24 protein-coding genes are annotated in these 22,632 nt (G+C 46.3%); 17 read left to right on the forward strand and 7 right to left on the reverse strand.

Going from position 1 to position 22,632, the window contains the following annotated elements; genetic code table 11:
- The first annotated feature begins 117 nt into the window (after window positions 1-117).
- Together ACH10T_RS07295 and ACH10T_RS07300 are read left to right on the forward strand one after the other, a co-directional pair.
- Window positions 118-1,392, forward strand: a complete 1,275-nt coding sequence (locus ACH10T_RS07295) for a prenyltransferase/squalene oxidase repeat-containing protein (protein ID WP_394808652.1) — start codon at window positions 118-120, stop codon at window positions 1,390-1,392.
- Between the two features lie 49 nt (window positions 1,393-1,441).
- Window positions 1,442-2,104, forward strand: coding sequence for an HAD family hydrolase (locus tag ACH10T_RS07300; RefSeq protein ID WP_394808653.1), 663 nt, complete (start codon window positions 1,442-1,444; stop codon window positions 2,102-2,104).
- A gap of 14 nt (window positions 2,105-2,118) precedes the next feature.
- Here ACH10T_RS07300 and ACH10T_RS07305 read toward each other — a convergent pair whose 3' ends face one another.
- Window positions 2,119-2,883 carry a M90 family metallopeptidase gene (locus ACH10T_RS07305; RefSeq protein WP_394808654.1) on the reverse strand — a complete coding sequence of 255 codons (765 nt, stop codon included), beginning with the start codon at window positions 2,881-2,883 and terminating at the stop codon, window positions 2,119-2,121.
- 174 nt (window positions 2,884-3,057) lie between these two features.
- On the opposite strand from ACH10T_RS07305, the gene ACH10T_RS07310 reads away from it, so the two are divergent.
- Window positions 3,058-3,252, forward strand: coding sequence for an entry exclusion lipoprotein TrbK (locus ACH10T_RS07310; RefSeq protein WP_394808655.1), 195 nt, complete (start codon window positions 3,058-3,060; stop codon window positions 3,250-3,252).
- A 242-nt stretch (window positions 3,253-3,494) separates the two neighbouring features.
- Here ACH10T_RS07310 and ACH10T_RS07315 read toward each other — a convergent pair whose 3' ends face one another.
- Entirely contained in the window at window positions 3,495-4,154 is a 660-nt protein-coding gene (locus tag ACH10T_RS07315; RefSeq protein ID WP_394808656.1) for a peroxiredoxin, read from the reverse strand.
- Between the two features lie 558 nt (window positions 4,155-4,712).
- On the opposite strand from ACH10T_RS07315, the gene cysK reads away from it, so the two are divergent.
- The 3 genes from cysK to ACH10T_RS07330 all read left to right on the forward strand — a co-directional run bounded on the left by cysK (window position 4,713) and on the right by ACH10T_RS07330 (window position 7,181).
- Window positions 4,713-5,693 carry a cysteine synthase A gene (gene cysK, locus ACH10T_RS07320; RefSeq protein ID WP_394808657.1) on the forward strand — a complete coding sequence of 327 codons (981 nt, stop codon included), beginning with the start codon at window positions 4,713-4,715 and terminating at the stop codon, window positions 5,691-5,693.
- A complete protein-coding gene (epsC, locus tag ACH10T_RS07325) occupies window positions 5,690-6,643 on the forward strand; it encodes a serine O-acetyltransferase EpsC (RefSeq protein ID WP_394808658.1) in 954 nt (317 codons plus the stop codon). The genes cysK and epsC overlap by 4 nt, the downstream gene beginning before the upstream one ends.
- A gap of 130 nt (window positions 6,644-6,773) precedes the next feature.
- Window positions 6,774-7,181: a heme-binding protein gene (locus ACH10T_RS07330; RefSeq protein WP_292992796.1), complete on the forward strand. Its 408-nt coding sequence runs from the start codon at window positions 6,774-6,776 to the stop codon at window positions 7,179-7,181.
- A gap of 29 nt (window positions 7,182-7,210) precedes the next feature.
- Here the strand turns inward: ACH10T_RS07330 and ACH10T_RS07335 are convergent, their stop codons facing one another.
- The 5 genes from ACH10T_RS07335 to cysB all read right to left on the reverse strand — a co-directional run bounded on the left by ACH10T_RS07335 (window position 7,211) and on the right by cysB (window position 10,941).
- Window positions 7,211-7,705: a DUF2165 family protein gene (locus ACH10T_RS07335; protein WP_394808659.1), complete on the reverse strand. Its 495-nt coding sequence runs from the start codon at window positions 7,703-7,705 to the stop codon at window positions 7,211-7,213.
- Between the two features lie 171 nt (window positions 7,706-7,876).
- On the reverse strand, window positions 7,877-8,752 hold the full coding sequence (locus tag ACH10T_RS07340) for a Tim44 domain-containing protein (RefSeq protein ID WP_394808660.1): 876 nt from the start codon (window positions 8,750-8,752) through the stop codon (window positions 7,877-7,879).
- A gap of 142 nt (window positions 8,753-8,894) precedes the next feature.
- Complete coding sequence (locus ACH10T_RS07345; protein WP_394808661.1) at window positions 8,895-9,323, reverse strand: DUF3293 domain-containing protein; 429 nt, start codon at window positions 9,321-9,323, stop codon at window positions 8,895-8,897.
- A 71-nt stretch (window positions 9,324-9,394) separates the two neighbouring features.
- Window positions 9,395-9,946: a c-type cytochrome gene (locus ACH10T_RS07350; protein WP_394808662.1), complete on the reverse strand. Its 552-nt coding sequence runs from the start codon at window positions 9,944-9,946 to the stop codon at window positions 9,395-9,397.
- Complete coding sequence (gene cysB, locus ACH10T_RS07355; protein ID WP_394808663.1) at window positions 9,943-10,941, reverse strand: HTH-type transcriptional regulator CysB; 999 nt, start codon at window positions 10,939-10,941, stop codon at window positions 9,943-9,945. Before cysB ends, ACH10T_RS07350 begins: the two co-directional genes overlap by 4 nt.
- 564 nt (window positions 10,942-11,505) lie before the next feature.
- On the opposite strand from cysB, the gene ACH10T_RS07360 reads away from it, so the two are divergent.
- The 11 genes from ACH10T_RS07360 (at window position 11,506) to ACH10T_RS07410 (ending at window position 22,622) form a co-directional block, all read left to right on the forward strand.
- Window positions 11,506-11,733, forward strand: coding sequence for a hypothetical protein (locus ACH10T_RS07360; protein WP_394808664.1), 228 nt, complete (start codon window positions 11,506-11,508; stop codon window positions 11,731-11,733).
- A gap of 87 nt (window positions 11,734-11,820) precedes the next feature.
- Window positions 11,821-13,563: a nitrite/sulfite reductase gene (locus ACH10T_RS07365; protein WP_394808665.1), complete on the forward strand. Its 1,743-nt coding sequence runs from the start codon at window positions 11,821-11,823 to the stop codon at window positions 13,561-13,563.
- A 5-nt stretch (window positions 13,564-13,568) separates the two neighbouring features.
- Window positions 13,569-14,102, forward strand: a complete 534-nt coding sequence (locus ACH10T_RS07370; RefSeq protein WP_394808666.1) for a DUF934 domain-containing protein — start codon at window positions 13,569-13,571, stop codon at window positions 14,100-14,102.
- The gene (locus tag ACH10T_RS07375; protein ID WP_304906502.1) at window positions 14,095-14,793 is read left to right on the forward strand and encodes a phosphoadenylyl-sulfate reductase; all 699 of its coding nucleotides are present in this window, start codon (window positions 14,095-14,097) and stop codon (window positions 14,791-14,793) included. The genes ACH10T_RS07370 and ACH10T_RS07375 overlap by 8 nt, the downstream gene beginning before the upstream one ends.
- Window positions 14,794-14,878: 85 nt before the next feature.
- On the forward strand, window positions 14,879-15,784 hold the full coding sequence (gene cysD / locus ACH10T_RS07380; RefSeq protein ID WP_394808667.1) for a sulfate adenylyltransferase subunit CysD: 906 nt from the start codon (window positions 14,879-14,881) through the stop codon (window positions 15,782-15,784).
- Window positions 15,785-15,918: 134 nt separating this feature from the next.
- A complete protein-coding gene (cysN, locus tag ACH10T_RS07385; protein WP_394808668.1) occupies window positions 15,919-17,196 on the forward strand; it encodes a sulfate adenylyltransferase subunit CysN in 1,278 nt (425 codons plus the stop codon).
- 74 nt (window positions 17,197-17,270) lie between these two features.
- Complete coding sequence (locus ACH10T_RS07390) at window positions 17,271-17,708, forward strand: response regulator (protein WP_394808669.1); 438 nt, start codon at window positions 17,271-17,273, stop codon at window positions 17,706-17,708.
- A 56-nt stretch (window positions 17,709-17,764) separates the two neighbouring features.
- The gene (locus ACH10T_RS07395) at window positions 17,765-18,148 is read left to right on the forward strand and encodes a response regulator (protein WP_394808670.1); all 384 of its coding nucleotides are present in this window, start codon (window positions 17,765-17,767) and stop codon (window positions 18,146-18,148) included.
- 320 nt (window positions 18,149-18,468) lie between these two features.
- Window positions 18,469-18,708: a hypothetical protein gene (locus ACH10T_RS07400; protein WP_394808671.1), complete on the forward strand. Its 240-nt coding sequence runs from the start codon at window positions 18,469-18,471 to the stop codon at window positions 18,706-18,708.
- Entirely contained in the window at window positions 18,647-18,961 is a 315-nt protein-coding gene (locus tag ACH10T_RS07405) for an EAL domain-containing protein (RefSeq protein WP_394808672.1), read from the forward strand. Before ACH10T_RS07400 ends, ACH10T_RS07405 begins: the two co-directional genes overlap by 62 nt.
- A gap of 112 nt (window positions 18,962-19,073) precedes the next feature.
- Window positions 19,074-22,622 (forward strand): FAD-dependent oxidoreductase, encoded by a 3,549-nt coding sequence (locus ACH10T_RS07410; protein ID WP_394808673.1) that lies wholly within the window; start codon window positions 19,074-19,076, stop codon window positions 22,620-22,622.
- Window positions 22,623-22,632 lie beyond the last annotated feature (10 nt).

Consider the following 22,632-nt stretch of genomic DNA (forward strand, 5'->3'; position numbering starts at 1 on the left):
TGAAGCGCTCCCTCTGCGTCTGTTCGTCGCTGCAGCCACTATCGGGCCTCGCCCAACACGTTGGCTTCGGCAAGCTGAAGAATCTTTCTAATCAAGAAAAATTTTGGAGAGGATTCCATGACTCAGATCACTGAAATTATCAAAAATGCGGGCCGATGGCTGGAGCAGCAGCAAGACAGTGAATCGAAGGGATGGGGCGAGCGTCGCGGCAGTCATGTCAATGTACTGAATACTGCCGAGGCGATGATCGCTTTGATCGATAGCGGGATTTGTCATGCGGGCACCAGCTCGATCCGCGGCGCGGTTGATTTTCTTCTGAAACATCAGACATTGAATGGGCAAGATGCCGGCTCATGGCCACGAGAATTAACCACGGATGACGGGAAAACTGTTGATATCCCGGATTTGGTGCGTACTTCCTATGCGATTCAGGCGCTCATCAAAGCCGGCAGGGGAATCGACGAAGGCCCTGTGCAATTGGCGCTGATATGGCTGCTTGCGCGCAGAAATGAAAATACAAAAGGCTGGAGTTATGCCCGAGGCAAATCCGATGCGCTGATGCCGACTTGTTTTGCGCTGACCGCTTTGCTGGATGCCTACGATGCCTATCCTGGGGCTTATCAAAGCCAGATATCAGAAAGTCTGCAACATTTGGTGAATGCTTATTACAATGATGGGGGCGATGAAGTGCGCGGTTCATTCGGCGAAGCTGGCCCCCTGCAAGGCGTCCATACCATCCATGCTGCACTGGTATTGCAAATTGCGCGAAACAATAATCTAAGTACATTTCCGGAACAGGAAAAACAGGCGACCGAATGGCTGCTGCGGAACCCGGATAAAGCCATCAGGCTGCGCGAAGAATGGGTGGAAATTGACCAAACCAAAATTGCGCATGGCCAAACCGGCGGTTATGGTTTTATGTTCATGACCGATACCTTGTTGATGCGACTTCTGTTGGGATCGGAGAACTTGGATGATAAGAAAAGTGCATTGGCGCATGAAGCCATGCATAGCCTTAAAGACAAGACCGATGAAAACACCGGGGCTTTTTATGGGCCGCGACTATTTTCCTGGGCCACAGCCAAAGCATTGCCTGCCTTGGCTGTTTTGCAAAAGCACGCGGGCACAGAATATCCGGATCTTCCTGCGCGTACGCCGGAGTCCCGTTCTGAACCCGCTGGCTGGAAAATCGCTCCGGTTATCATCATCATGGGATTTGCAACCCTGCTCTCCGGGCTTGGTTTTTATTTGATGGTCAACGAGAAATTCGGTCTACTGGCCTTTACCTTCTTTGTCGTGATGTTGTTAGCTGCTCTCCTAGTCTATGGCCATATTAAAGAAAAAACCTTCAAAGAATTATTAAGCAGTCTTGGGGGGCTATTAAAGAAATAAAGGGCTGTTTTCACACTTGAGCGATTTATTTTAATTTGAGCACAATGTCATGATTGATACGATTATTTTTGATGCGGAAGGCATTGTGATTGATACGGAAGCGGTCTGGGACAAGGGGCAGGAAATCTTTTTGCAGCGTAGGGGCTTTGTCTATGACCGGGAACGGATCAAACCATTACTCACCGGGCGGACGCTTGCTGAAGGGGTCGAGGTGATGAAGCAAGTGTATCAATTTGCAGGAGATACCGGAACGTTAGCGCAAGAACGTGCAGATATCGTGCAGGATCTTTTTATTCATGAAACCAGCTTCATCTCCGGATTTCTTGAATTCTACGAATCCGTGCGCAACCGCTACAAAACCTGCATTGCAACATCAATGGATCAAGAGCTACTGAAACGCGTGGATCAGCGCCTTAACCTCTCGGCACTGTTTGAAAAAAAAATCTACACGCTGGACAAAGTAGGCTATCGCTCCAAGCCCAATCCCGACATCTTTCTGTACGCAGCGCAGCAACTCCAGTCATTGCCGGAAAACTGCGTCGTCATTGAAGATGCGCCGCATGGAATCGACGCCGCCAAAAGTGCCGGAATGTGGTGCATTGCGATCACGACAACCTATGATCCCGGGAAATTAGAAAAAGCAGATTTTGTCGTCAGCGCATACACAGAAATTGATCTTGACGCTGTGAATAAGCATGCGTTAATAAAATAACCACAGAGCGAGACTCAACACCAGCGCTGCGCCGGGTCCTGGCGGTAAAACAGCACTAATTGCTCATAAACCGAGGGAAAGTGCTGCTGCGTGATGAACGGCAGTTCAAAAAATACTTCACTCAGCACCGCGAAAAATTCCGCCGGACTCTCTGCCGCATACGGATCAATGATGGTTTCATGTCGCTTATCGACCTGATGGCAGAATTTGGCATAGGCACTGCTGAATACTTCATGCCAGGTATACGCGCTCATGTTCACATGCAACTCCGGGCAGCCGTTGGCGCCTTCATACAGCATGTCAATTTTGTGTGCGAATTCATGAATGACCACATTATGCCCGGGATGGGTATCCGTATCTGCCGCATCCTGCCAGGAAAGAATCACCGGCCCGGCAGACCATGCTTCGCCCGATGCGACACGATGCACATGATGCACAACGCCAAATTCATCCGCATAATCGTAATCCAGAATAAATTCTCCGGGATACACAATAATCTGGCTCCAATTCTGGTAGTAATCCAAGTCAAGATTCAGAATCAGAAGGCAAGCTTGCAGCGCAATCGTCACTCGCATTTCATCGGTAATTTCCAGTTCGTGCGCGCCATAAATTTGCTTGTCATGCAGAAACAGTGTGGCGCAATCACGCAAGCGCGAGAGCTCCTCAGGATTGAGCCCTTTCAGGCAGCGCAGATGGATTAGCTTTTGCCAAATGGTATCGGGTATTTCTTCTCGCTGAAGAATGTGGTTCCGGTACCAATTCTTTAGGCTCCATGACATGACGGTAATCTCCTATTGCTCCATGTAGCCTAAAGCATGACAGAAATACTATGACTATGAGGATTCATGTAGAATTATACCGTTGGGTTCGAATGGCCGGGCCAGCGCCAAACGATTGAGAAATCGAGTTTAACCATCAAGCCATAGTGAATATTTTATAGAGGAAAATTTTAGATGAATTTTAAATATAGCGTCGTTTGTATCATTGGCCTTAGTATCGCACTGATCGGTTGTGGCGGAGTTCCCGAAGCAAGTTCGGAAAATTGTGCAGGAAGAGGACTGGAGTCATCCCTCACAGCTTTTAAGAACGATGAAGCTGGACGGCAAGCCTTCCTCGATAGTTGTGATGCTATGAAGAAAGGAAAATAAACGATCCACTAGAAATTCAGGCCAATTCCATGAGTAGCTTTTAGATCTTTTAAAAGAAATTGGAGTTGATGCCACTTTCAACGAGCGGCGAATCGAAGTCTTCTTTGATTCGCCGCTGTGTTTTTTATATGCATTGTCTGAACTGCAAGAATTGCAGCAAAGAATCCATGAGCAGCCACTCAGTTAGCGTTCGTTCATCGCTATTCAGACTGACTTCTCTACTTGGGCAGAGCGAACCTAAACTAGCCGGGCTGTTTCGTTGTGCGTAAGTAAGGCTTGATGGTTTTAAAGCCCTGTGGAAAGAGTTTTTCCGCTTCTTCATTGGAGACACTGGGCACAATGATCACATCCTCACCTTTTTTCCAATTAACCGGTGTAGCCACTTTGTATTGCGCAGTCAACTGCATCGAATCCAGCACACGCAGAATTTCATTAAAATTTCGGCCAGTGGTCATCGGGTAGGTCATCATTAATTTAATTTTTTTATCCGGCCCAATGATAAATACAGAACGAACGGTCGCATTGGTTAAGGCTGTGCGTCCTTCCGATGTGCCTGATTCATCCGCAGGCAACATGTTATATAACTTGGCGACAGCCAAATTAGTATCGCCGATTATCGGGAATTTAACCGCGTGACCTTGGGTTTCTTCAATGTCTTTAGCCCATTGCGCATGGTTATATATCGGATCGATACTCAAGCCGATTACCTTGCAGTTGCGTTGTGCAAATTCTTTTTCCAGGCCGGCCATGTAGCCCAATTCGGTGGTGCATACCGGCGTAAAATCTTTGGGATGAGAAAACAGGATGGCCCAGCTATCACCGATCCATTGATGGAAATCAATTGTTCCCAGAGTAGTTTTTGCAGTGAAATTCGGGGTAATATCGTTGATGCGTAATGACATGATTTTCTCCTTTATTAGAATTTATGAATCAGCCAGAACAGGCTTTAAACATAATAATTTTACAATTACATCATAGAGGTTATCACGACGATGATTAAAACGAAATCCAGTTTCTTTCAAGTGTAGATAGAGAATCTGTTTAAATCAGTTTAAAGACAGGGATCGTGTGCTAGGAGTCTGCCGGACTTAAGGTCAATCTACTGCGCCAGTGGGATAACGGCTCATATTTTCTCAATTTCTCGTTGCATAGATAAACTATGCGACTCAAAATAGAGAAAATACGCACTTGTTCCCCCACTCGGCTCGCTACGATTGCTTAAGCCCGACAGACTCCTAGATGACTTATTCTGATAATGCTACCAATGCCTACGTTCCTTATCAATTGATGAAATAGCAGCATATGTACTTTCAGCCTGAGAACGAATGCGTTATAGTGAAATGCTTATGATTTTGGCTAATCCGTTGGGTTTAGTCGTGTCGAAATGGGCGGCTCTTGTCTTTGATTAAAGAAAGACTGGTGGGTCGTCTGAATAGGCATCACACAGAAAAGGAAAATTTATGGCAAATTGGTTTGAAAATAATTCATTGTCCATTGGGCGTACGCCGCTGGTACGTCTTAACCGGGTGACTGACGGCGCACCGGCATTGGTGTTGGCAAAAATTGAAGGACGTAATCCGGCGTATTCGGTGAAATGCCGCATTGGCGCTGCAATGATTGACGATGCTGAACGCCGCGGGATACTCGGCCCTGGAAAAGAAATTATCGAGGCGACCAGTGGTAATACTGGTATTGCGCTGGCTTTTGTCGCCGCTGCGCGGGGAATTCCGTTGACGTTGACGATGCCGGAGACGATGAGTGTAGAACGCCGTAAATTGTTGATTGCGTTGGGTGCCAGACTGGAATTAACCGATGGTGCGCGCGGGATGAATGGTGCTTTGGCGAAGGCGGAAGAGATTGTTGCTTCTGATCCGGGCCGTTATGTACTGTTGCAACAGTTCAAGAATCCAGCCAACCCGGAAATTCATGAAAAAACGACCGGCCCGGAAATATGGGATGATACCGATGGCGCCGTCGATATTTTTGTAGCAGGTGTGGGAACTGGCGGCACGATTACCGGCGTTTCCCGCTATATCAAGCAAACCAAAGGTAAAGCTATCACCTCGGTGGCGGTTGAACCCGCGGCGAGCGCGGTATTGTCGCAAAAGCGCGCCGGTGTATCACTGGCGCCTGGGCCGCATAAGATTCAGGGAATTGGTGCAGGGTTTATTCCCGATAATCTGGATTTATCATTGGTCGATGAGATAGAGCAAGTCAGTAATGAAGAAGCGATAGCGTATGCGCGCCGCTTGGCACGTGAAGAAGGCATTCTGGCCGGTATTTCCTGCGGCGCGGCCGTGGCAGCTGCGGTACGCCATGCCAAACGCCCGCAGAATACCGGAAAAACCATCGTGGTCATTTTGCCGGATTCTGCTGAACGTTATCTGAGCAGTATTCTTTTTGAAGGCATGTTTGATGAACGGGGTTTGACGACATCGTGAACGATATCAAGAGAACGCAGGATCCTCTTTTGTGGAGCGCTTATTTGGATGTGGAGAATATTGTTGCTGAGTTGCGTGCTTTACGCATGGCTTCACTGGAGAGCCGTAACCGGCGGCACGACAAGCCCCCCAAGTTGCCGTCGCGCAAGATTCTGATGGGCGTTGCTGAGGGCCTGAGCGCGGTCTTGTTTCCTAATCGGCTGGGTTCGTCGGAATTTGCGGATGAAGGCATCGATTATTATGTTGGGCATACGCTGAACATGACATTGCGCGAATTAATGGTGCAAATTCAACATGAACTGCACTATAACTCTGGCCTGGAAGTTCTCAGCAATGAAGATCGTGAACAGTCGGTTGCCATTACGCAGGCATTTGCCAAACGGCTGCCGGAAGTCCGGAGTCTGCTGGAAAGCGACATTATTGCGGCTTATGAAGGTGATCCGGCGGCGCGTAATGTGGATGAAGTACTGATTTGTTATCCTGGCATAATGGCTATTACGCATTACCGGCTGGCGCATGTTTTGCATGGTCTGAGCGCGCCATTGATCGCGCGCATGTTTTCAGAAATTGCGCATTCAGTAACCGGTATAGAGATACATCCGGGTGCGCAGATTGGCGGCAGGTTTTTTATTGATCATGGTACTGGTGTGGTGATTGGTGAAACTGCGATTATTGGTCAGAATGTGCGCCTGTATCAGGCAGTTACATTAGGAGCCAAACGTTTTCCGGTTGATGAGAATGGTGCTTTGGTGAAGGGCAATTTGCGCCACCCTATTGTTGAAGATGATGTGGTGATCTATGCTGGGGCAACGATATTGGGGCGCATTACCATAGGACGAGGATCGACGATCGGCGGTAATGTGTGGTTGACGCGCAGTGTGCCACCGGGCAGTAATATTTCACAGGCCCAGATGCGTCAGGAAGTGTTCGAGGGCGGCGCCGGGATTTAAATAACATTGCCACAAACTAAATAGGTCATTTTGATTTTATCGCAACATAAAAATAAGCTGCAGGTTCATATTCTGTTGAATCGAAAGTTGGTGCCGAAGGGATTCCGGCCTGCTGCTCTGAGAGGTGGATATGACTACGAACAAAATAATTCTCACGCTGGACGATGCCAAGAAAATAGCCGCGGGTGCAGAAGCGGAAGCCAAGCGGAATGAATGGCCGGTTGTTATTGTTATCGTTGATGACGGCGGTCATTTGCTCTACCTGCAACGCCTTGATCATACCCAGTTCGGCAGTATTAACGTGGCCATTGAAAAAGCGCGTGCCGCTATTGCTTTTCGTCGCCCGACTAAAATCTGGGAAGAGAATATTGCGGAAGGACGCCTGAGGTATCTGAATTTACCCGGTACATTGCCCATTGAAGGCGGGCTGCCGATTACTGTTAATAATCAATTTGTCGGCGCGATCGGTGTCAGTGGCGTGAGATCATTCGAGGATGCGCAGATTGCCCAAGCCGGGATTGATGCATTGGTATCATAAACTGGAGTATTTGAAGTTAGGTATGGTTTTTATGGGTGTTTCTCTTCATCGGTTTGGGCTAAATAGATGAGGGTGATACCAATTATCGTAACTAAACGGAATGCAGCTTGCTGTCCATTGGCCGTTTCTGATTGCCACATCAGGAACCATTCTCCGCCAATTGTCATAAATCCCGTAAACCACAAGATAAAACCAAGTGTTAGCCCCAGAATTGCAAAACCTTTTGCCTGATTAAAGGATGTAGGGTCTTTAAGGTTTTGATATAAACGCAAACCGCCTAGCCAGCAAAGTCCTGCAATGACGATTTCAATACCAATGATGAAACCAAAAACCGTACGATGAATGAGGGGGAAATGAATAGCCCGCCACATTCCCTGGTTATCAGGAAAGGTTGTATCCATCGTAAGGACGTGAGTCACGAGGGAAAAATTTGAGTTGTAATCAGTCAAATTGTTGAATACTACCAGCGAGGCATACAGTGCAAAAGCCAAGACCATCACAGTTTTTGATAATCTCGTATACATGGTGTTAATGATTGGGCGCAATCATTAAATGAATGCTGAAGATTAATCGGGGAAAGTTGTGTGTGGGTTGATACAAGCGATAAAAAATTCAATTAACCCCGCCTGATCGCTTAACCAAAAACAGGTGCGTTCCGGCCGGGTTAATTCAATAACGCTATATTGCAACTTAACCTAGGAAACTTGCTGAATACCTGCCAATAACCAGGTGGCATCAGAATTTTTAAGATCTTTTTGAACATGCCAGATTTCATCAAATGCTTCTGGTTCGCCATCGGGCGCATCGCGCAGCTGACCGGTAAAGCGGACACTTGCGATGGCCAAATCATTGGTTGTTTCAACTTCGAGCAGATTGGCATCAATAAACAGTATTTCCGTTTTCTGTTGTACGTCACCTCGTTCATTAATTTGCGTGCTGATTTCCGCAAACATTTCGGGGGTTGTGTAGTCACGGATTTCGTTGACATTCCCATGATCATGCGCAGTCTGTAAACGAATGAACGAAGCCTTTGCATTGCGTATGAACGGTTCCACTTTAAAGTCTGCCGGAATATTTGGCTGACTGTATGCGGTTTCGCTGTCATCATCCGTTGTTGCAGTGCCTGCGGGTGTGGTAAAAGGCGGTGTGCTGAAGCGATCTTGCGTGTTTGTATTCGTGCCGGAATATTGCATTGAGGGTGTGGACTCTGCAGTTTTGGGTTTGCGTAACATGCGGATGATGAAGAAAATAGCACCCGCTAATAACAGCATAATCAAAATATCTGGCATATTAATGTTCTCAAATGCACCACCCATAAAGAGTGCGGCCAGTAAACCGCCGGCTGCAAGACCTGCCAGTGCGCCACCCCATTTACTTCCACCCCCCGCAGCGGCTGCCGCAGGCGCTGCAGCAGAAGATTTCTGAGAGTTAGGCGCAGCTTGTTGTTGGTTAACAGATTGACGTTGTGTGCCTATATTTTTACCGCTTCCCATACGCTTTGCTTCCGCATCAAAAGCAAGCAATCCGAAACTGAATATAGCCAAAGTCAGAAAGGTGAGTGTTTGCTTCATAGTTGTATCTCCCAAACTGTTATTAAAGTAATGAGTATAGCACCGGGTTTGCGTTGGCAGCTACACTGAATTTTTTGATGCCCCAATATCTTATGTGGCGTTGAGTCATTTTCTGTTGAAACAAATGCTTAATCGATTGTTTCTAGCGCAGTAGGATCAAGCGGGGTATTGCATCATTACCGATCCAAACAATCGCATTCTGATCATATTGCTGTCCTAATGTTTGAGCTGTATTCAGATCCAGTCCGGGCACAAAAAAACTTTTTTCTGCAGGCCAGCTGTCAGCCGGATCAAGATTTAAGCTTTCAATGATCGGATAAGAATGACAAATCAAGAAATTCCTGAGTGATTCGTGTGCATCCCAATTTTTTTCATTGCTTAACCGTAGACTGTATGGATTATCGGCACTGATAATGGCAGCGCATGATTGTTCCGATGAAATCAGGAATTTTGCGAGCGCTTCTGAGTATTGATCAATTCGTAGGGAAATTGAGTCAGGGCCAGCGCCAATCTGATAATTTGCGCAAAGGTAGCTTGCAATAAGATTCTTGGCGATAACCGATTGAATCAAAATTATGTACTTGGATAAGCAGCAGGTCAGGTAATCAGGCTAAACCGAATCTTGTTTTTTTGTTATTCAAGTTAATGATGACTGTGTTCATGATCATTCGAGTGGTCTTTGGCTGAATTGATGAGGTTCTCATATTGCTCAGGTGTCATATGGCTCATTTTGAGAACAAAAGCCGCCATCGCCCAGATCGAATCATCAGCGTGACTAAGACCCCAGGCTGGCATAGCGGTCATTTTTAAGCCATTTTTTATTACCCAGAAATATTCTCTGATGTGTTCTAATTTCTTGAGCGGATCATCGACTGATTCGCGCTGATGGAATACAGGTGCTTGTGGATACAAACCTATCGACAGTTCTGTCGGCTTCAAACCGGGGGCCAGATGGCAAGTTGTACACATGGCATTGTAGTGTACGGCACCTATCAGCAGCAACTCAGCATTATCCAATGGCGGCACTTCCAGATTCTTCGCGCGTGCTTCTACGGAGCTTTCACGCACCCATTCAATAATCTTTTCCGTAATACTCCAGTGTTTTTCTGTGGCCGCCATATTGTAAGCGCCGGATCCAAGGGCAATGCATGCCAGTATGAGTGATGCCAATATCAAACTAAGAATTGTTTTCATTTTTTGACCTCAACAAATGATTGGGTGTTTGCTTTTAATGGGAATGAGTTTGCAACCTCTGAGTCATCATACTTACTACTTTCCAGTTTTGTTTGGATACTGGCGTGATCAAGGTGCGGCGCAAACATTTCGATAAAATCGAAGACATAACCACGTATATAACTGTTGCGGCTTATGCCGATGCGTGTCGTGCTGGGTTCAAACAAATGGCTAGCATCAATGGATCTGAGATTTTTGTCTCGTTTGGGATCAAAAGCCATGTTTGCCAGTATACCAACACCTAGCCCCAATTCTACATAAGTTTTGATCACATCAGAGTCAATAGCGGTCAGCACTACATTGGGTTCCAGTCCCTGGCTTGCAAACGCCTGATTGATTTTTGAGCGCCCGGTAAAAGCAAAATCATAAGTAATAATCGGATATTGATTAATCGCTTTCAATGTAAGTTTTTTTAACTTCAGAAGCGGGTGCTTGGGTGGCACAACGACACACCGATTCCACTGATAACACGGCAGTAATATGAGTTCTTGGAATTGTTCAATGGCTTCCGTAGCAATCGCAATGTCGGCTTCGCCTGAGGTCACTAAAGCAGAAATTTGCATCGGACTTCCTTGCCGCAGGATTAATTTGACTTTTGGGTAACGTTCGGTAAAGCGCTTGATCACCGGGGGTAGCGCATAGCGCGCTTGCGTGTGCGTTGTCGCGATAGTCAGTGAACCACCGGCTTCATTCGTAAATTCCTGCGCAATTTTTTTTAGATTATCGGCATCGCGAAGCATCCGAGTGGCTGTTTTTATGATCAGTTGCCCGGGTGGCGTTATTTGTACAATACGTTTACCATTGCGCAAAAAAATATCTACACCGAGCTCATCCTCAAGCATCTGAATTTGTTTGCTGATGGCGGGTTGAGAGGTATGTAATTTTTTTGCCGCTTTGGATAAATTCATATCCTGGCTGGCAGTTTCACATAAATAGCGAAGTTGCTGGAGTTTCATAAGTCGTGTCTGTTAATAATAAGTGGTTATATCGATCTAACATAACATTATTTTGAATTATAAATTTGTATTGTTATGATGCTACTGATTAAAAAAATGAAGTAGAAAGATAACTCAATGAAATTACCTATTAGATGCGTCGTGTCAGATTTCCTGATTGACTCCAGCACAGTCAGAGTGAGTAAATATTCTGTGTGATGTTCTTGTTGTTCGTGTTTTGATATTTTGACTGTTTAGCTAACTGTACTATTTCACATCAACTTTTATGTGAAATGGGTGTATTGCATTTTGTCAGTGATTAAACGGCATAAGACGATTCCCGTTTCGTTTTTTGATAGAATAGCAACATTGCTATATTTTGCCCGAAGTAGTAGCGGCAGGTATCAAACTGACTTTTGAGGATTGGAACAAAAACCGAACAGTATGATCAATGTGCAATAAATTTAAGGCGATAATTAAGAAGTTGTTTTTTGTGTGTAAGAATGATAAGTGGCTATGATGGTGAGTTGCTGATTCATTGACAGGCTTCAGCGGCTTCCCGTTAATGAAACATAGGATTGATTGATGAGTACAAATATTGAGAATAAACCTAAACATGTCTCATGGTTTAATGGTTGTGGCGGGCGCATTGGTGTGGTGGTGGGTGAGAGCGGTGAACATGCTTATATTGGTATGGCATTAAGGCATGACGAGGATGATGATGTAAACCATATTATGAAGTATGGCGCTAAATTCCCCTTGGAAGCAGCATTATTGTTGCCCGTGTCCAAGCGTTATAGCCAAGAATCCTAAAAGATCAGTTTAATTACTGACTAATCAAGATATTTTTGTTGCACACCTTACTGAGCATCTTTGACTGAATATGCGGGGAAACTAAAAATGTATCGCTATGATGAGTATGATCAACAAATTGTGGATGATCGTGTCAAGCAGTACCGTGATCAGGTACGTCGGCGTCTTTCCGGCGAGTTGACTGAAGAGGAATTTCTGCCTTTACGGCTGCAAAATGGCTTGTACATGCAAATACATGCCTACATGTTACGTATTGCAGTGCCTTATGGTTTGATATCGTCGAAGCAGATGCACATGTTTGCCCATATTGCACGCAAATATGATCGTAATTACGGGCATTTCACGACACGTCAGAATATTCAGTTTAATTGGCTAAAACTGGAAGATACGCCCGATATCTTGGCTGATCTGGCTTCGGTCGAAATGCATGCTATCCAGACATCCGGTAACTGCGTGCGCAATATTACATCGGATGAATTCGCTGGTGTGGCTCAGGATGAAGTGGTAGATCCACGTCCCTATGCAGAGATTTTGCGCCAGTGGAGCACTTTTCATCCGGAATTTGCCTATTTGCCGCGAAAATTCAAGATTGCTATCAGTGGCGGGAAAGAAGATCGCGCTGCTGTCTATGCGCATGACATTGGTTTATCCGTGACAAAAAATGCGCGAGGCGAAATCGGTTTCCGGGTGCTGGTGGGTGGAGGATTGGGGCGTACGCCGATCATAGGCAGTGAGATTTGTGAATTTATGCCTGGGCAGCATATTTTGACGTATGTCGAATCCATTTTGCGAATCTATAACCAATATGGGCGACGGGATAACAAATACAAAGCGCGAATCAAGATATTGGTAAAGGCATTAGGGATTGATGAGTTTAAACGTCAAGTTGAAGCCGATTGGGTAGATCTGAAGGACGGCCCCGGCACTTTAATCAGTGAGGAAGTCAGCCGCGCCACCACTTTCTTTACTGATCCGGCTTATGAAAAACTAACCGATCATGATTCGCAACTGAATGAATTCAAGGCGGATAGCCGCTCATTTTCCAACTGGATGTTACGCAATGTTAAAGCACACCGCGTTCCAGGGTATGCGATTGTCGTTTTGTCGTTGAAGAAACCAGGCAGTGTACCCGGTGATGCTACAGCTGAACAGATGGAAGCCATCGCAGATTTGGCGGATCGTTATAGTTTTGGTGAATTACGCATCACGCATAAACAAAATCTGGTATTGGCGGATGTCCGGCAGAAGGATTTGGTTCGGTTATGGCAAGAAGCCACTGCTCAGGAACTGACCGCACCCAATATCGGTTTACTAACCGATATCATCAGTTGTCCCGGCGCGGAGTTTTGCACGTTGGCCAATGCACGTTCCATACCGCTGGCGCAGTTGATTGCCGAGCGGTTTGAAGATTGGGATTTTCAGCATGATATCGGTGAGATATCATTGAATATCTCGGGTTGTGTCAATGCTTGTGGACAGCATCATATCGGCAATATCGGCATTACCGGCGTGGAAAAGAAAGATCACGATGAATGGTATCAGGTATCGCTGGGTGGCGCGGAAGGTAACCTAAGCTCAATTGGTAAGATTATCGGTCCGTCTTTTACATTTAACCAGGTGCCAGAAGTGATCGATCGCTTGCTTCAGGTTTATCTGCGCGAGCGGTTGGAAGCGGAAAGCTTCATTGATACCGTGCGCCGTATTGGTCATGCGCCTTTTAAAGAACATGTGTATGCGACGGATTTTGCGGTAGTGGAAGAAGAGACTGCCGACAAGCATGTCGTGGTTCCTGCGCGATATTCAGTTCCTTATTATTCGCCAAGGTTTTAGTCAAGATGATTATAAAAAATAAAACAATCGTTTCGGATGATTGGATTGTTCTCCGTTTAAATGAACAGGAGTCAGCTGAAAATATAATGGTGCCGGAAGGTAAGGTGATTGCTCCATTGCAAGTGTGGCTGCAGCAACGTGATGCATTGCAACAACGTGCTGAAATAGGTGTGTGGCTCGCGAGTGCCGAGCGGCCGGAAGATTTGAAAGGCGATATACAAAAATTTTCTGTGATTGCAGTCGATTTCCCGAAATTTTCAGATGGACGAGGTTATTCAATAGCCTATAACCTGCGCGCGCGCCTTGGGTATAAGGGGGAATTACGGGCGATCGGTGATGTTTTGCGTGATCAATTATTTTATATGCAACGCGTGGGTTTTGATGCCTTTGCAACCCGCCCGGATCGTAACATTGAGGATGCTTTAAAAGGATTGACTGATTTTTCTGAAGTTTATCAAACTTCTTTTGACCAGAAACTGCCATTATTCCGGCGGGTGCAGCGCAAGGGAAATCCGGTGGCGGATATAGCCAATGAGTGAGTTGCAGCAGAAAATTGAGCAGGTTGTTGCAATTCTGACCGAGACAGTGCGCGACTTTGCGCCGGTTACATTTGCAAACAGCCTGGGTGCAGAGGATATGGTATTGACTGATATTATTGACCGGTATCAACTCGCTATTGATATGTTCAGTCTGGATACCGGACGGTTGCCGCAAGAAACCTATGATTTGATGCAAACAGTGCGGGAACGGTACAAAACGACGCTACGTATCTATTTTCCCAATGTAAAACAAGTCGAAGCCTATGTTGCCGAGAATGGCGTTAATGGTTTTTATCAGAGTATCGAGCTGCGTAAAGCCTGCTGTCATATCCGTAAAGTGGAGCCATTACGCCGCGCTTTACAGGGTAAACGTGCTTGGGTGACCGGGATAAGGCACGAGCAGGCAACCAGCCGATTAAGTTTGAAGGTGTCTGCTTATGATATGGGTAACCGTATGCAAAAGGTGAATCCGTTGCTGGAATGGTCTAATGCAGAAGTCTGGGAATATCTTAAGCAATATGAAGTGCCTTATAACAAGTTGCATGATAAGTTCTATCCCAGTATCGGCTGCGCACCTTGCACGCGTGCGATTACGCCAGGTGAAGATATCCGTTCCGGACGCTGGTGGTGGGAGACGCCGGAAACGAAAGAATGTGGATTGCATACCGGCAAGGTTATTCCATTAAAATAGGCGCGATTGATAGCAGCGTCATCAGTCCTTTTTTGCAAACAACGTAGTCAGGGTTTGCCTTAAACCGAGTATTAAGAGAAAGAAAATGAACAACAATCCCTTTACCCATCTTGATGCGCTGGAAAGTGAAGCGATCCATATTATGCGCGAAGTGGCGGCAGAATGTGCCAATCCTGTTTTGCTGTTTTCCGGCGGTAAAGATTCCATTGTTTTGTTGCGTTTGGCTGAGAAAGCATTTCGTCCCGGGCGATTTCCATTTCCCCTGATGCATATTGATACGGAGCATAACTTTCCTGAAGTCATCGAATTTCGTGATCGTCGCGTCAAAGAGCTGGGTGAGCGATTGATTGTGCGCAGTATGGAAGACTCGATTAAAAAGGGTAGAGTGGTATTGCGCTCTGAGAATCAGAGCCGTAATTCTTTTCAATCGGTGACGTTGCTGGATGCTATTGCAGAATTTAAATTTGATGCGTGTATCGGCGGCGCACGCCGGGATGAAGAAAAAGCGCGCGCCAAAGAACGAATCTTTTCATTCCGCGATGAATTTGGCCAATGGGATCCCAAAAATCAGCGTCCGGAATTATGGGATCTTTATAATACCCGGACACATCCCGGCGAGAATATCCGGGTGTTCCCAATCAGTAATTGGACTGAATTGGATGTTTGGGAATATATCGCACGCGAGAATCTGGAAGTCCCTGAGATTTATTTTGCCCATACGCGCGAAGTGATCCGGCGTGCTGCAGGCTTGTTGCCGGTTTCTCACCTGGTGCAACCGCAAGCGGGCGAAAAAATTGAGCAAATGATGGTGCGCTTTCGCACTGTGGGTGATATGAGTTGCACCTGTCCGGTAGAATCCGATGCTGCTAATGTTGATGCAATCATTGCGGAAACAGCGATGACGAGAATTACTGAGCGTGGTGCCACTCGCATGGATGACCAGACGTCGGATGCATCCATGGAATTGCGCAAAAAAGAAGGCTATTTCTAACATTGGCGCAGCAGCAGTGGTGATGATTGGCTGAGAGAACACCGCATTCAGTCAATTTAATGAACCGGTTTCTATTATTTCGAGCCACTTATTCCTATATTTTGCGGTGATACGAATTTCCAGAAGGCTTCTAAATGTCGGCAATTAAAAAAATTTCGTTTGATCAAACCGGGTTATTACGCTTTATTACAGCCGGCAGTGTGGATGACGGTAAAAGTACTTTGATTGGCCGTTTACTGCATGACTCAAAGTCTATTTTTGAGGATCAGTTAACCTCCATTACCAACACGACGCGCAAGCGTGGTTCGGAAGGTGTCGACTTGTCCCTGCTGACTGACGGATTACAGGCCGAGCGAGAGCAAGGGATAACCATCGATGTAGCTTATCGTTACTTTGCGACACCCAAGCGCAAATTTATCATTGCCGATACGCCAGGCCATGAGCAATATACGCGCAATATGGTAACCGGCGCATCGACTGCCAATCTGGCGATTATTCTGATTGATGCACGCAAGGGCGTACTTACGCAATCACGCCGCCATGCGTATCTAGCCAGTCTGGTGGGGATTCCACATCTGGTTGTAGCCATTAACAAGATGGATCTGGTGGATTATTCTCAATCGGTATTTGAGCGTATTTGTAAGGACTTTGCCGCTTTTGCTGAAAACCTCAATCTGCATAATATTACCTATATCCCCATGTCGGCACTCAATGGGGATATGGTAGTTGAACGGGGCGATCATCTCGATTGGTATGAGAATTCCACGCTGATGGATTTACTCGAAAATGTATCGATCGAGGATGATATCAATCGTAAAGATTTTCGTTTTCCCGTGCAATGGGTATGTCGGCCACAAACTAAGGAATTACATGATTTCCGTGGTTATATGGGACGAATTGAATCGGGCTCCATCCGCGTAGGCGACAATGTTACCTTGCTTCCATCCGGTTTAACCTCGCGCATCAAAGAAATTCTCAGGTACGAGGGTCCTATTAATCAGGCGAATGCTCCTCAATCCATCACGTTGACCATAGAAGATCATTTAGATATTTCACGGGGTGATATGCTGGTGAAAACAGGCGATACACCGCAGGCTAGCAAAGCGTTTGATGCGATGTTATGCTGGCTTTCCGAACAACCGCTTGATCCAAGCCGGAAGTACCTGATTAAGCATACGACCCACACGGTTAAAGCAGTTATAAGCCGGATTGATTATCGTGTCGATGTGAATACTCTGGATCACGAAACGGTGAGTACTTTAAATATGAATGATATTGCCCATGTTGGACTGAAAGTGCAGTTGCCGGTTGTCTGCGACGAGTACGCACGTAATCGTGCGACCGGGTGTTTTATTGTCATTGATGAAAGCAGTAATAATACGGTAGCAGCCGGAATGATTTCGCCTTCATGAAGACGAAGGACAAGTCGAGAAAAGGACAAAACTATCAGAGTGATGTCCGTTCCTGATCAAAACAAACTAACAGAATGAACTTAATTCAAAATACACATCAGGAACTAAAAGGATTTACTATCCTGGTAGTCGAGGATAATGAACTGAGCCAAATGGTTGCTAAAGGATTGCTGGAATACAATGGCGCGTCTGTAGCTATTGCGAATCATGGGAAAGAAGCATTGGAGATATTGCGTAACGAAAAAATGGATTGTGTGTTGATGGACATTCAAATGCCTGTTATGGATGGGCTGGAAGCTACGCGATTGATTCGGACTAATGCGCAATGGGCGGATTTATTGATTATCGCAGTAACAGCCAATGCAGACCATCATTATAAGGATTTGTGCCGCAGTGCTGGTATGAATGATTTTCTAACTAAACCAATCAATCCTGAGTTATTAGTCAATACGTTATTAAAATGGCTAGTTTCAAAACGGGATAGTAAAGCGTGTATGGGCAATAACAATTGATAAAGTGGATTGTAATAAAACTGAAATAGGCTTTAACTGCTTATCGAATGAATAAAGTGAAGCAGACACGTGTGTTGGTGCTCGATGATGATACATTCATGCTGGAATTTGTTAGCCATTTGTTGAGAGAGCTGGGTGTCAATGAAGTGTTGGTTGCGGAAGATGGCAAAGCAGGGTTATTTGTATTGTCTGCGCAAGTCGTTGCTGTTGACCTGCTGATTTGTGACATTGAAATGCCAGGGATGGGTGGCATTGAGTTTCTGCACAACATTGCTGATCAAAATTATCGAGGCAGGATTTTATTATTTTCAGGTGTGGCTCCTGCTTTGCTCAAAGCAACAGAACGCTTGGCCACGGCTCGTGGATTGAATGTTATTGGTACATTGGCTAAGCCGGTTACAGTTGGTTCTTTGGCAACGATACTGGAACAGCTCTCTTAACCGGCTTTGAGAGGCAGTGATTATTCCGGATGAGACAGATCTTTGATGAAGAAGAGATTAAACAAGCCCTGATTGCTGGCCATATCGATTTATTCTATTAACCAAAAATTGCTGTTACCAGCGATCACGTGACAAGTGTTGAATGTTTGGCACGCTGGCGCCACGTAGAGTAAGGTTATGTTTCACCTGACAGTTTTTTCCAGTTATCGAACAATGCGGGTTGATTAATGAATTGACTCGCAGTGTTTTAACAAAAGCCGCTCAGCAATTGGATGTGTGGTTACAGCAAAGGTTGGATAAAGGTTTCTGTCAATGTTTCAATGGAAAATTTGAACCGGTTTAATTTACCTGAAGTTTATGAAAATGCGGTGAGTGATTGTAATGTGTCGATTGACCGGATGATTCTGGAAATCACTGAAAGCAAATTGGGAAAAGACTTTGCGCAAATTCTGGATATTCTGACACGGATAAAACTTAAAGGTTTTGGATTGGCCACTGATGATTTTGGCACGGGTTTTCGTCTATGGAAACGCTCAAGCATATGCTCTTACGGAACTTAAAGTAGACCAGGTTTTTGCGCATGGTGCTGCGGAAGATCCAGCCACTCGCGCAATGCTTGAGTCGAGTATAAAATTAGGCAGGTTTTTTAGCTCGAATGAGGTAGTAGAAGGAATTGAGATTAAAGCAGACTATGAACTGGCTGCAGCGCTTGGCTGTGATGAGATTCAAGGCTATTTCATTGCAAAGCCCATGCCGCCCGATGAATTTGTCAAGTGGCTATCTGAGTATGAAAAAATAAATCACAGGCATTAATGAAGATTCAGTGATTTGCACAAATTGCTAACAATGACTGCAAGTATTATCAGAAATAATAACGACAAGTACTGGCGTTACAAATAAATAATAAAATTTTGAATGATTGATTATGACAAAAATAGATGCCACGCTGCACACTCAACAAGCAACAATGACAACTTCATCGAATTTTAACTTTGGCTTCACAATTGCCGATTTCTACCGTCGCAGTGGTTTGGTCAAACTGGATCAAATATTTCTGGATTTTCTTCGTACCGGCGATGAGGTACTGTATAAAAAGCTGGAATATGCGCGCGTACATCCCGACGAATTGCTGCCGAAAGATGATTCTGCGTTATTAATTGAGATTGCGCCTTGGGTGGAAGATTTTATTGCCCGGTTGTTTAACATTGAGACGGAAGTGCAGCAGCTGGCTGCAAAACATCATGAGCTGGCCCCACTGTATTTCTGTAAACGGCAATTTGTTCAACGTCGGGCAAAAGGAAAAGTCGGCGATGAAGAGTTGGCCGGTATCGATGGTTTGGCACTAGAAAAAGAATTGGCGGCAGAATTTGGTGAACCCTTTTCAGAATTGGTTTTTGCCACCAAAGTAACGCAATGGATGGATGCAGAAGTAGAGAATGAGTCACGGTTGAACAAGGCATTGCACTATGCGGCCTGGGCACTGAGGACACCTGCCGGACAACAGCATACGCAGCAGGGCATTTTATTCAAGTCGCCAGCGAAATTAGATTTTCAACATTTATTGTCTCTGGATACGGATGAATCAGCCGGATACCCGGCGCATCGGCTTGGGCATTTACGTGAGCGTAACGGCTTTGCACTGACCGATACGGGTACTGATCTAATGGGCGCTCTGGATGAAGCCAATTACTGCATCTGGTGCCACGAGCAAGGTAAAGATTCGTGTTCTAAGGGTCTGATACAAAAATCCAAATCACCGGATGAACCGCCTGCCTTCAAGAGAAGTGAACTGGGTGCTTTATTGGCAGGCTGCCCATTGGAAGAACGTATTTCCGAATTCCACAAACTCAAGACGCAAGGCGTCGCAGTGGGTAGTCTGGCGATGATCGCGCTGGATAATCCGATGTGCGCTGGTACCGGCCACCGTATTTGTAATGACTGTATGAAATCCTGCATTTATCAAAAGCAGAAGCCGGTTGATATCCCGCAAGCCGAAACACGAACGCTGAAAGATGTATTGGCGCTACCGTGGGGATTTGAAATCTATAGTTTACTGACACGCTGGAATCCCTTGAATTTGCGCCGGCCGGTACCGAAACCGGCATCTGGCCGCAAGGTTCTGGTTGTTGGAATGGGACCTGCCGGCTATACACTGGCGCATCATTTGATGAACGAAGGCCATACCGTCGTGGGAATTGATGGACTTAAGATCGAGCCCTTGTCAGCAGAGATCTCGGGTGTTAATCAACAGGGCGAACGCGTACCATTTAAAGCGATTCAGGTTGCCAGCATTCTGGAAGAGAGTTTGGATCAGCGCATGCCAGCCGGTTTTGGTGGTGTGGCTGAATATGGAATCACCGTGCGCTGGAACAAAAACTTTCTGAAACTGATCCGCCTGTTATTGGAACGCCGGGAAGAATTTGCCTTGTTTGGAGGGGTGCGGTTTGGCGGCACCTTGACGACCGAAGACGCGTTTGCTATGGGTTTTGATCATGTTGCGCTGGCGGCAGGCGCCGGACGCCCTACCGTGTTGGATTTGCCGAATGGATTGGCGCGCGGCGTGCGTGCAGCATCGGATTTTCTGATGGGGCTGCAATTAACAGGTGCCGCGCAGAGTGACTCCATTGCCAATATGCAATTACGCTTGCCGGTGGTGGTGATCGGCGGCGGTTTGACGGCTATCGATACGGCGACGGAAGCGCTCGCCTATTATCCGCTGCAGGTGGAAAAATTTTTACAGCGTTACGAAATTCTATCGGCTGTAAAGGGAGAAGTTGCCGTTCGTGAAGCTTGGGATGCTGAAGAAAAAGAGATCGCTGACGAATTTCTGAATCATGCACGAGCCATCCGGGCGGAACGCCAAGCTGCACAACGGGAAAAAAGGACGCCGGGTATCATCAATTTGCTGCAATCCTGGGGTGGCGCAACCATAGCCTACCGGAAACGCCTGGCAGATAGTCCTTCCTATACGTTGAATCATGAAGAGGTTGAAAAGGCTCTGGAAGAAGGTATCTGGTTTGCCGAAGGGTTGACACCAACGCGGGTCAATGTGGATGCTTGGGGACATACACAATCGGCGCGATTTGCGGTGCAGAAGCGAGGTGAGACTGGGCATTGGCAAGATGCTGGCGAAGTGGAATTACCGGCGCGCGCCTTGCTGGTTGCTGCGGGAACTCAGCCCAATACGGTGTTGGCGCGGGAGGATGACAAACAATTTAAACTCAATGGCCGTTATTTTGCGGCTTGCGACGAAGAAGGCAATCCGGTGCAACCGGCGTATGCCAATCCCAAACCGGAGACACCGATGGTGCTGCTCAGTCGCTACGGAGATAACCAAGATGGGCGCTTCATCAGTTTCTTCGGTGATTTGCATCCATCTTATTCAGGTAACGTAGTGAAAGCGATGTCCAGTGCCAAGCAAGGTTATCCGGTGGTGAGCCGGGTGCTGGAACGCATTAAGCCAAAATCGGATCAGCCGGCAGAGCATTTTTTTGCGCAACTGAATGATCAGTTGCGGGCAACGGTTTATAAAGTGGAAAGACTGACTCCCAATATTATCGAAGTGGTAGTGCATGCGCCGATGGCGGCAGAACATTTTCAACCGGGCCAGTTTTATCGGTTCCAGAACTATGCCACGCTGGCAACCGTTGCTGGAGATACTCGATTAGCAATGGAAGGCCTTGCATTGACGGGGGCATCCGTAGATATTGAACGCGGTTTGGTTTCACTCATTGTTTTGGAAATGGGCGGGTCGTCTAATCTGTGCACGCTGTTGAAACCCGGCGAACCAGTTGTGCTGATGGGCCCCACCGGCACACCGACAGAAATTCCAGCGGGTAAAACCGTGGTGCTAGTGGGGGGTGGTTTGGGTAATGCAGTATTGTTTTCTATTGGCGCAGCGGCACGTGCTGCCGGATCGAAGGTTTTATATTTTGCAGGTTATAAAAAGCTCATTGATCGCTATAAGGTGGCCGAAATTGAAGCGGCAGCGGATATCGTCGTATGGTGCTGTGACGAGTCCCCAAGCTTTGAAGCAACGCGTCCGCAGGATAAAAGCTATGTAGGTAATATCGTGCAATCCATGGTTGCTTATGGCAGCGGTGAATTAGGCGTACAACCGGTGGCATTGGCTGATGCTGACCATATTATTGCGATTGGTTCAGACCGCATGATGGCTGCAGTAGGCCTGGCGCGTCATAACCAATTGAAGCCTTACTTAAAAGCAGATCATTTTGCCATTGGCTCAATTAACTCTCCGATGCAGTGCATGATGAAGGAAATTTGTGCGCAGTGCCTGCAACCGCATCAGGATCCTGAAACTGGAAAAATTACTTACGTATTTTCTTGTTTTAATCAGGATCAACCGTTGGATCAGGTGGATTTTGCCGGACTGGCAACGCGTTTACGTCAGAATACGGTACAGGAGAAGTTGACGAATCAATGGATCGGACGTTGTGTAAACGGCTTGGGATAAAATATTTTGT

Source organism: Nitrosomonas sp. (genome assembly GCF_043753625.1).
GTDB lineage: Bacteria > Pseudomonadota > Gammaproteobacteria > Burkholderiales > Nitrosomonadaceae > Nitrosomonas.

What these genes read in the sequence shown, in the direction of transcription:
- ACH10T_RS07295 (WP_394808652.1), top strand. Translation starts at nt 118, where the DNA reads ATGACTCAGATCACTGAAATTATCAAAAATGCGGGCCGATGGCTGGAG.
- ACH10T_RS07300 (WP_394808653.1), top strand. Translation starts at nt 1,442, where the DNA reads ATGATTGATACGATTATTTTTGATGCGGAAGGCATTGTGATTGATACG.
- ACH10T_RS07305 (WP_394808654.1), bottom strand. Translation starts at nt 2,883, where the DNA reads ATGTCATGGAGCCTAAAGAATTGGTACCGGAACCACATTCTTCAGCGA.
- ACH10T_RS07310 (WP_394808655.1), top strand. Translation starts at nt 3,058, where the DNA reads ATGAATTTTAAATATAGCGTCGTTTGTATCATTGGCCTTAGTATCGCA.
- ACH10T_RS07315 (WP_394808656.1), bottom strand. Translation starts at nt 4,154, where the DNA reads ATGTCATTACGCATCAACGATATTACCCCGAATTTCACTGCAAAAACT.
- cysK (WP_394808657.1), top strand. Translation starts at nt 4,713, where the DNA reads ATGGCAAATTGGTTTGAAAATAATTCATTGTCCATTGGGCGTACGCCG.
- ACH10T_RS07330 (WP_292992796.1), top strand. Translation starts at nt 6,774, where the DNA reads ATGACTACGAACAAAATAATTCTCACGCTGGACGATGCCAAGAAAATA.
- ACH10T_RS07335 (WP_394808659.1), bottom strand. Translation starts at nt 7,705, where the DNA reads ATGTATACGAGATTATCAAAAACTGTGATGGTCTTGGCTTTTGCACTG.
- ACH10T_RS07340 (WP_394808660.1), bottom strand. Translation starts at nt 8,752, where the DNA reads ATGAAGCAAACACTCACCTTTCTGACTTTGGCTATATTCAGTTTCGGA.
- ACH10T_RS07350 (WP_394808662.1), bottom strand. Translation starts at nt 9,946, where the DNA reads ATGAAAACAATTCTTAGTTTGATATTGGCATCACTCATACTGGCATGC.
- cysB (WP_394808663.1), bottom strand. Translation starts at nt 10,941, where the DNA reads ATGAAACTCCAGCAACTTCGCTATTTATGTGAAACTGCCAGCCAGGAT.
- ACH10T_RS07360 (WP_394808664.1), top strand. Translation starts at nt 11,506, where the DNA reads ATGAGTACAAATATTGAGAATAAACCTAAACATGTCTCATGGTTTAAT.
- ACH10T_RS07365 (WP_394808665.1), top strand. Translation starts at nt 11,821, where the DNA reads ATGTATCGCTATGATGAGTATGATCAACAAATTGTGGATGATCGTGTC.
- ACH10T_RS07370 (WP_394808666.1), top strand. Translation starts at nt 13,569, where the DNA reads ATGATTATAAAAAATAAAACAATCGTTTCGGATGATTGGATTGTTCTC.
- ACH10T_RS07375 (WP_304906502.1), top strand. Translation starts at nt 14,095, where the DNA reads ATGAGTGAGTTGCAGCAGAAAATTGAGCAGGTTGTTGCAATTCTGACC.
- cysD (WP_394808667.1), top strand. Translation starts at nt 14,879, where the DNA reads ATGAACAACAATCCCTTTACCCATCTTGATGCGCTGGAAAGTGAAGCG.
- cysN (WP_394808668.1), top strand. Translation starts at nt 15,919, where the DNA reads ATGTCGGCAATTAAAAAAATTTCGTTTGATCAAACCGGGTTATTACGC.
- ACH10T_RS07390 (WP_394808669.1), top strand. Translation starts at nt 17,271, where the DNA reads ATGAACTTAATTCAAAATACACATCAGGAACTAAAAGGATTTACTATC.
- ACH10T_RS07400 (WP_394808671.1), top strand. Translation starts at nt 18,469, where the DNA reads ATGGAAAATTTGAACCGGTTTAATTTACCTGAAGTTTATGAAAATGCG.
- ACH10T_RS07405 (WP_394808672.1), top strand. Translation starts at nt 18,647, where the DNA reads ATGATTTTGGCACGGGTTTTCGTCTATGGAAACGCTCAAGCATATGCT.
- ACH10T_RS07410 (WP_394808673.1), top strand. Translation starts at nt 19,074, where the DNA reads ATGACAAAAATAGATGCCACGCTGCACACTCAACAAGCAACAATGACA.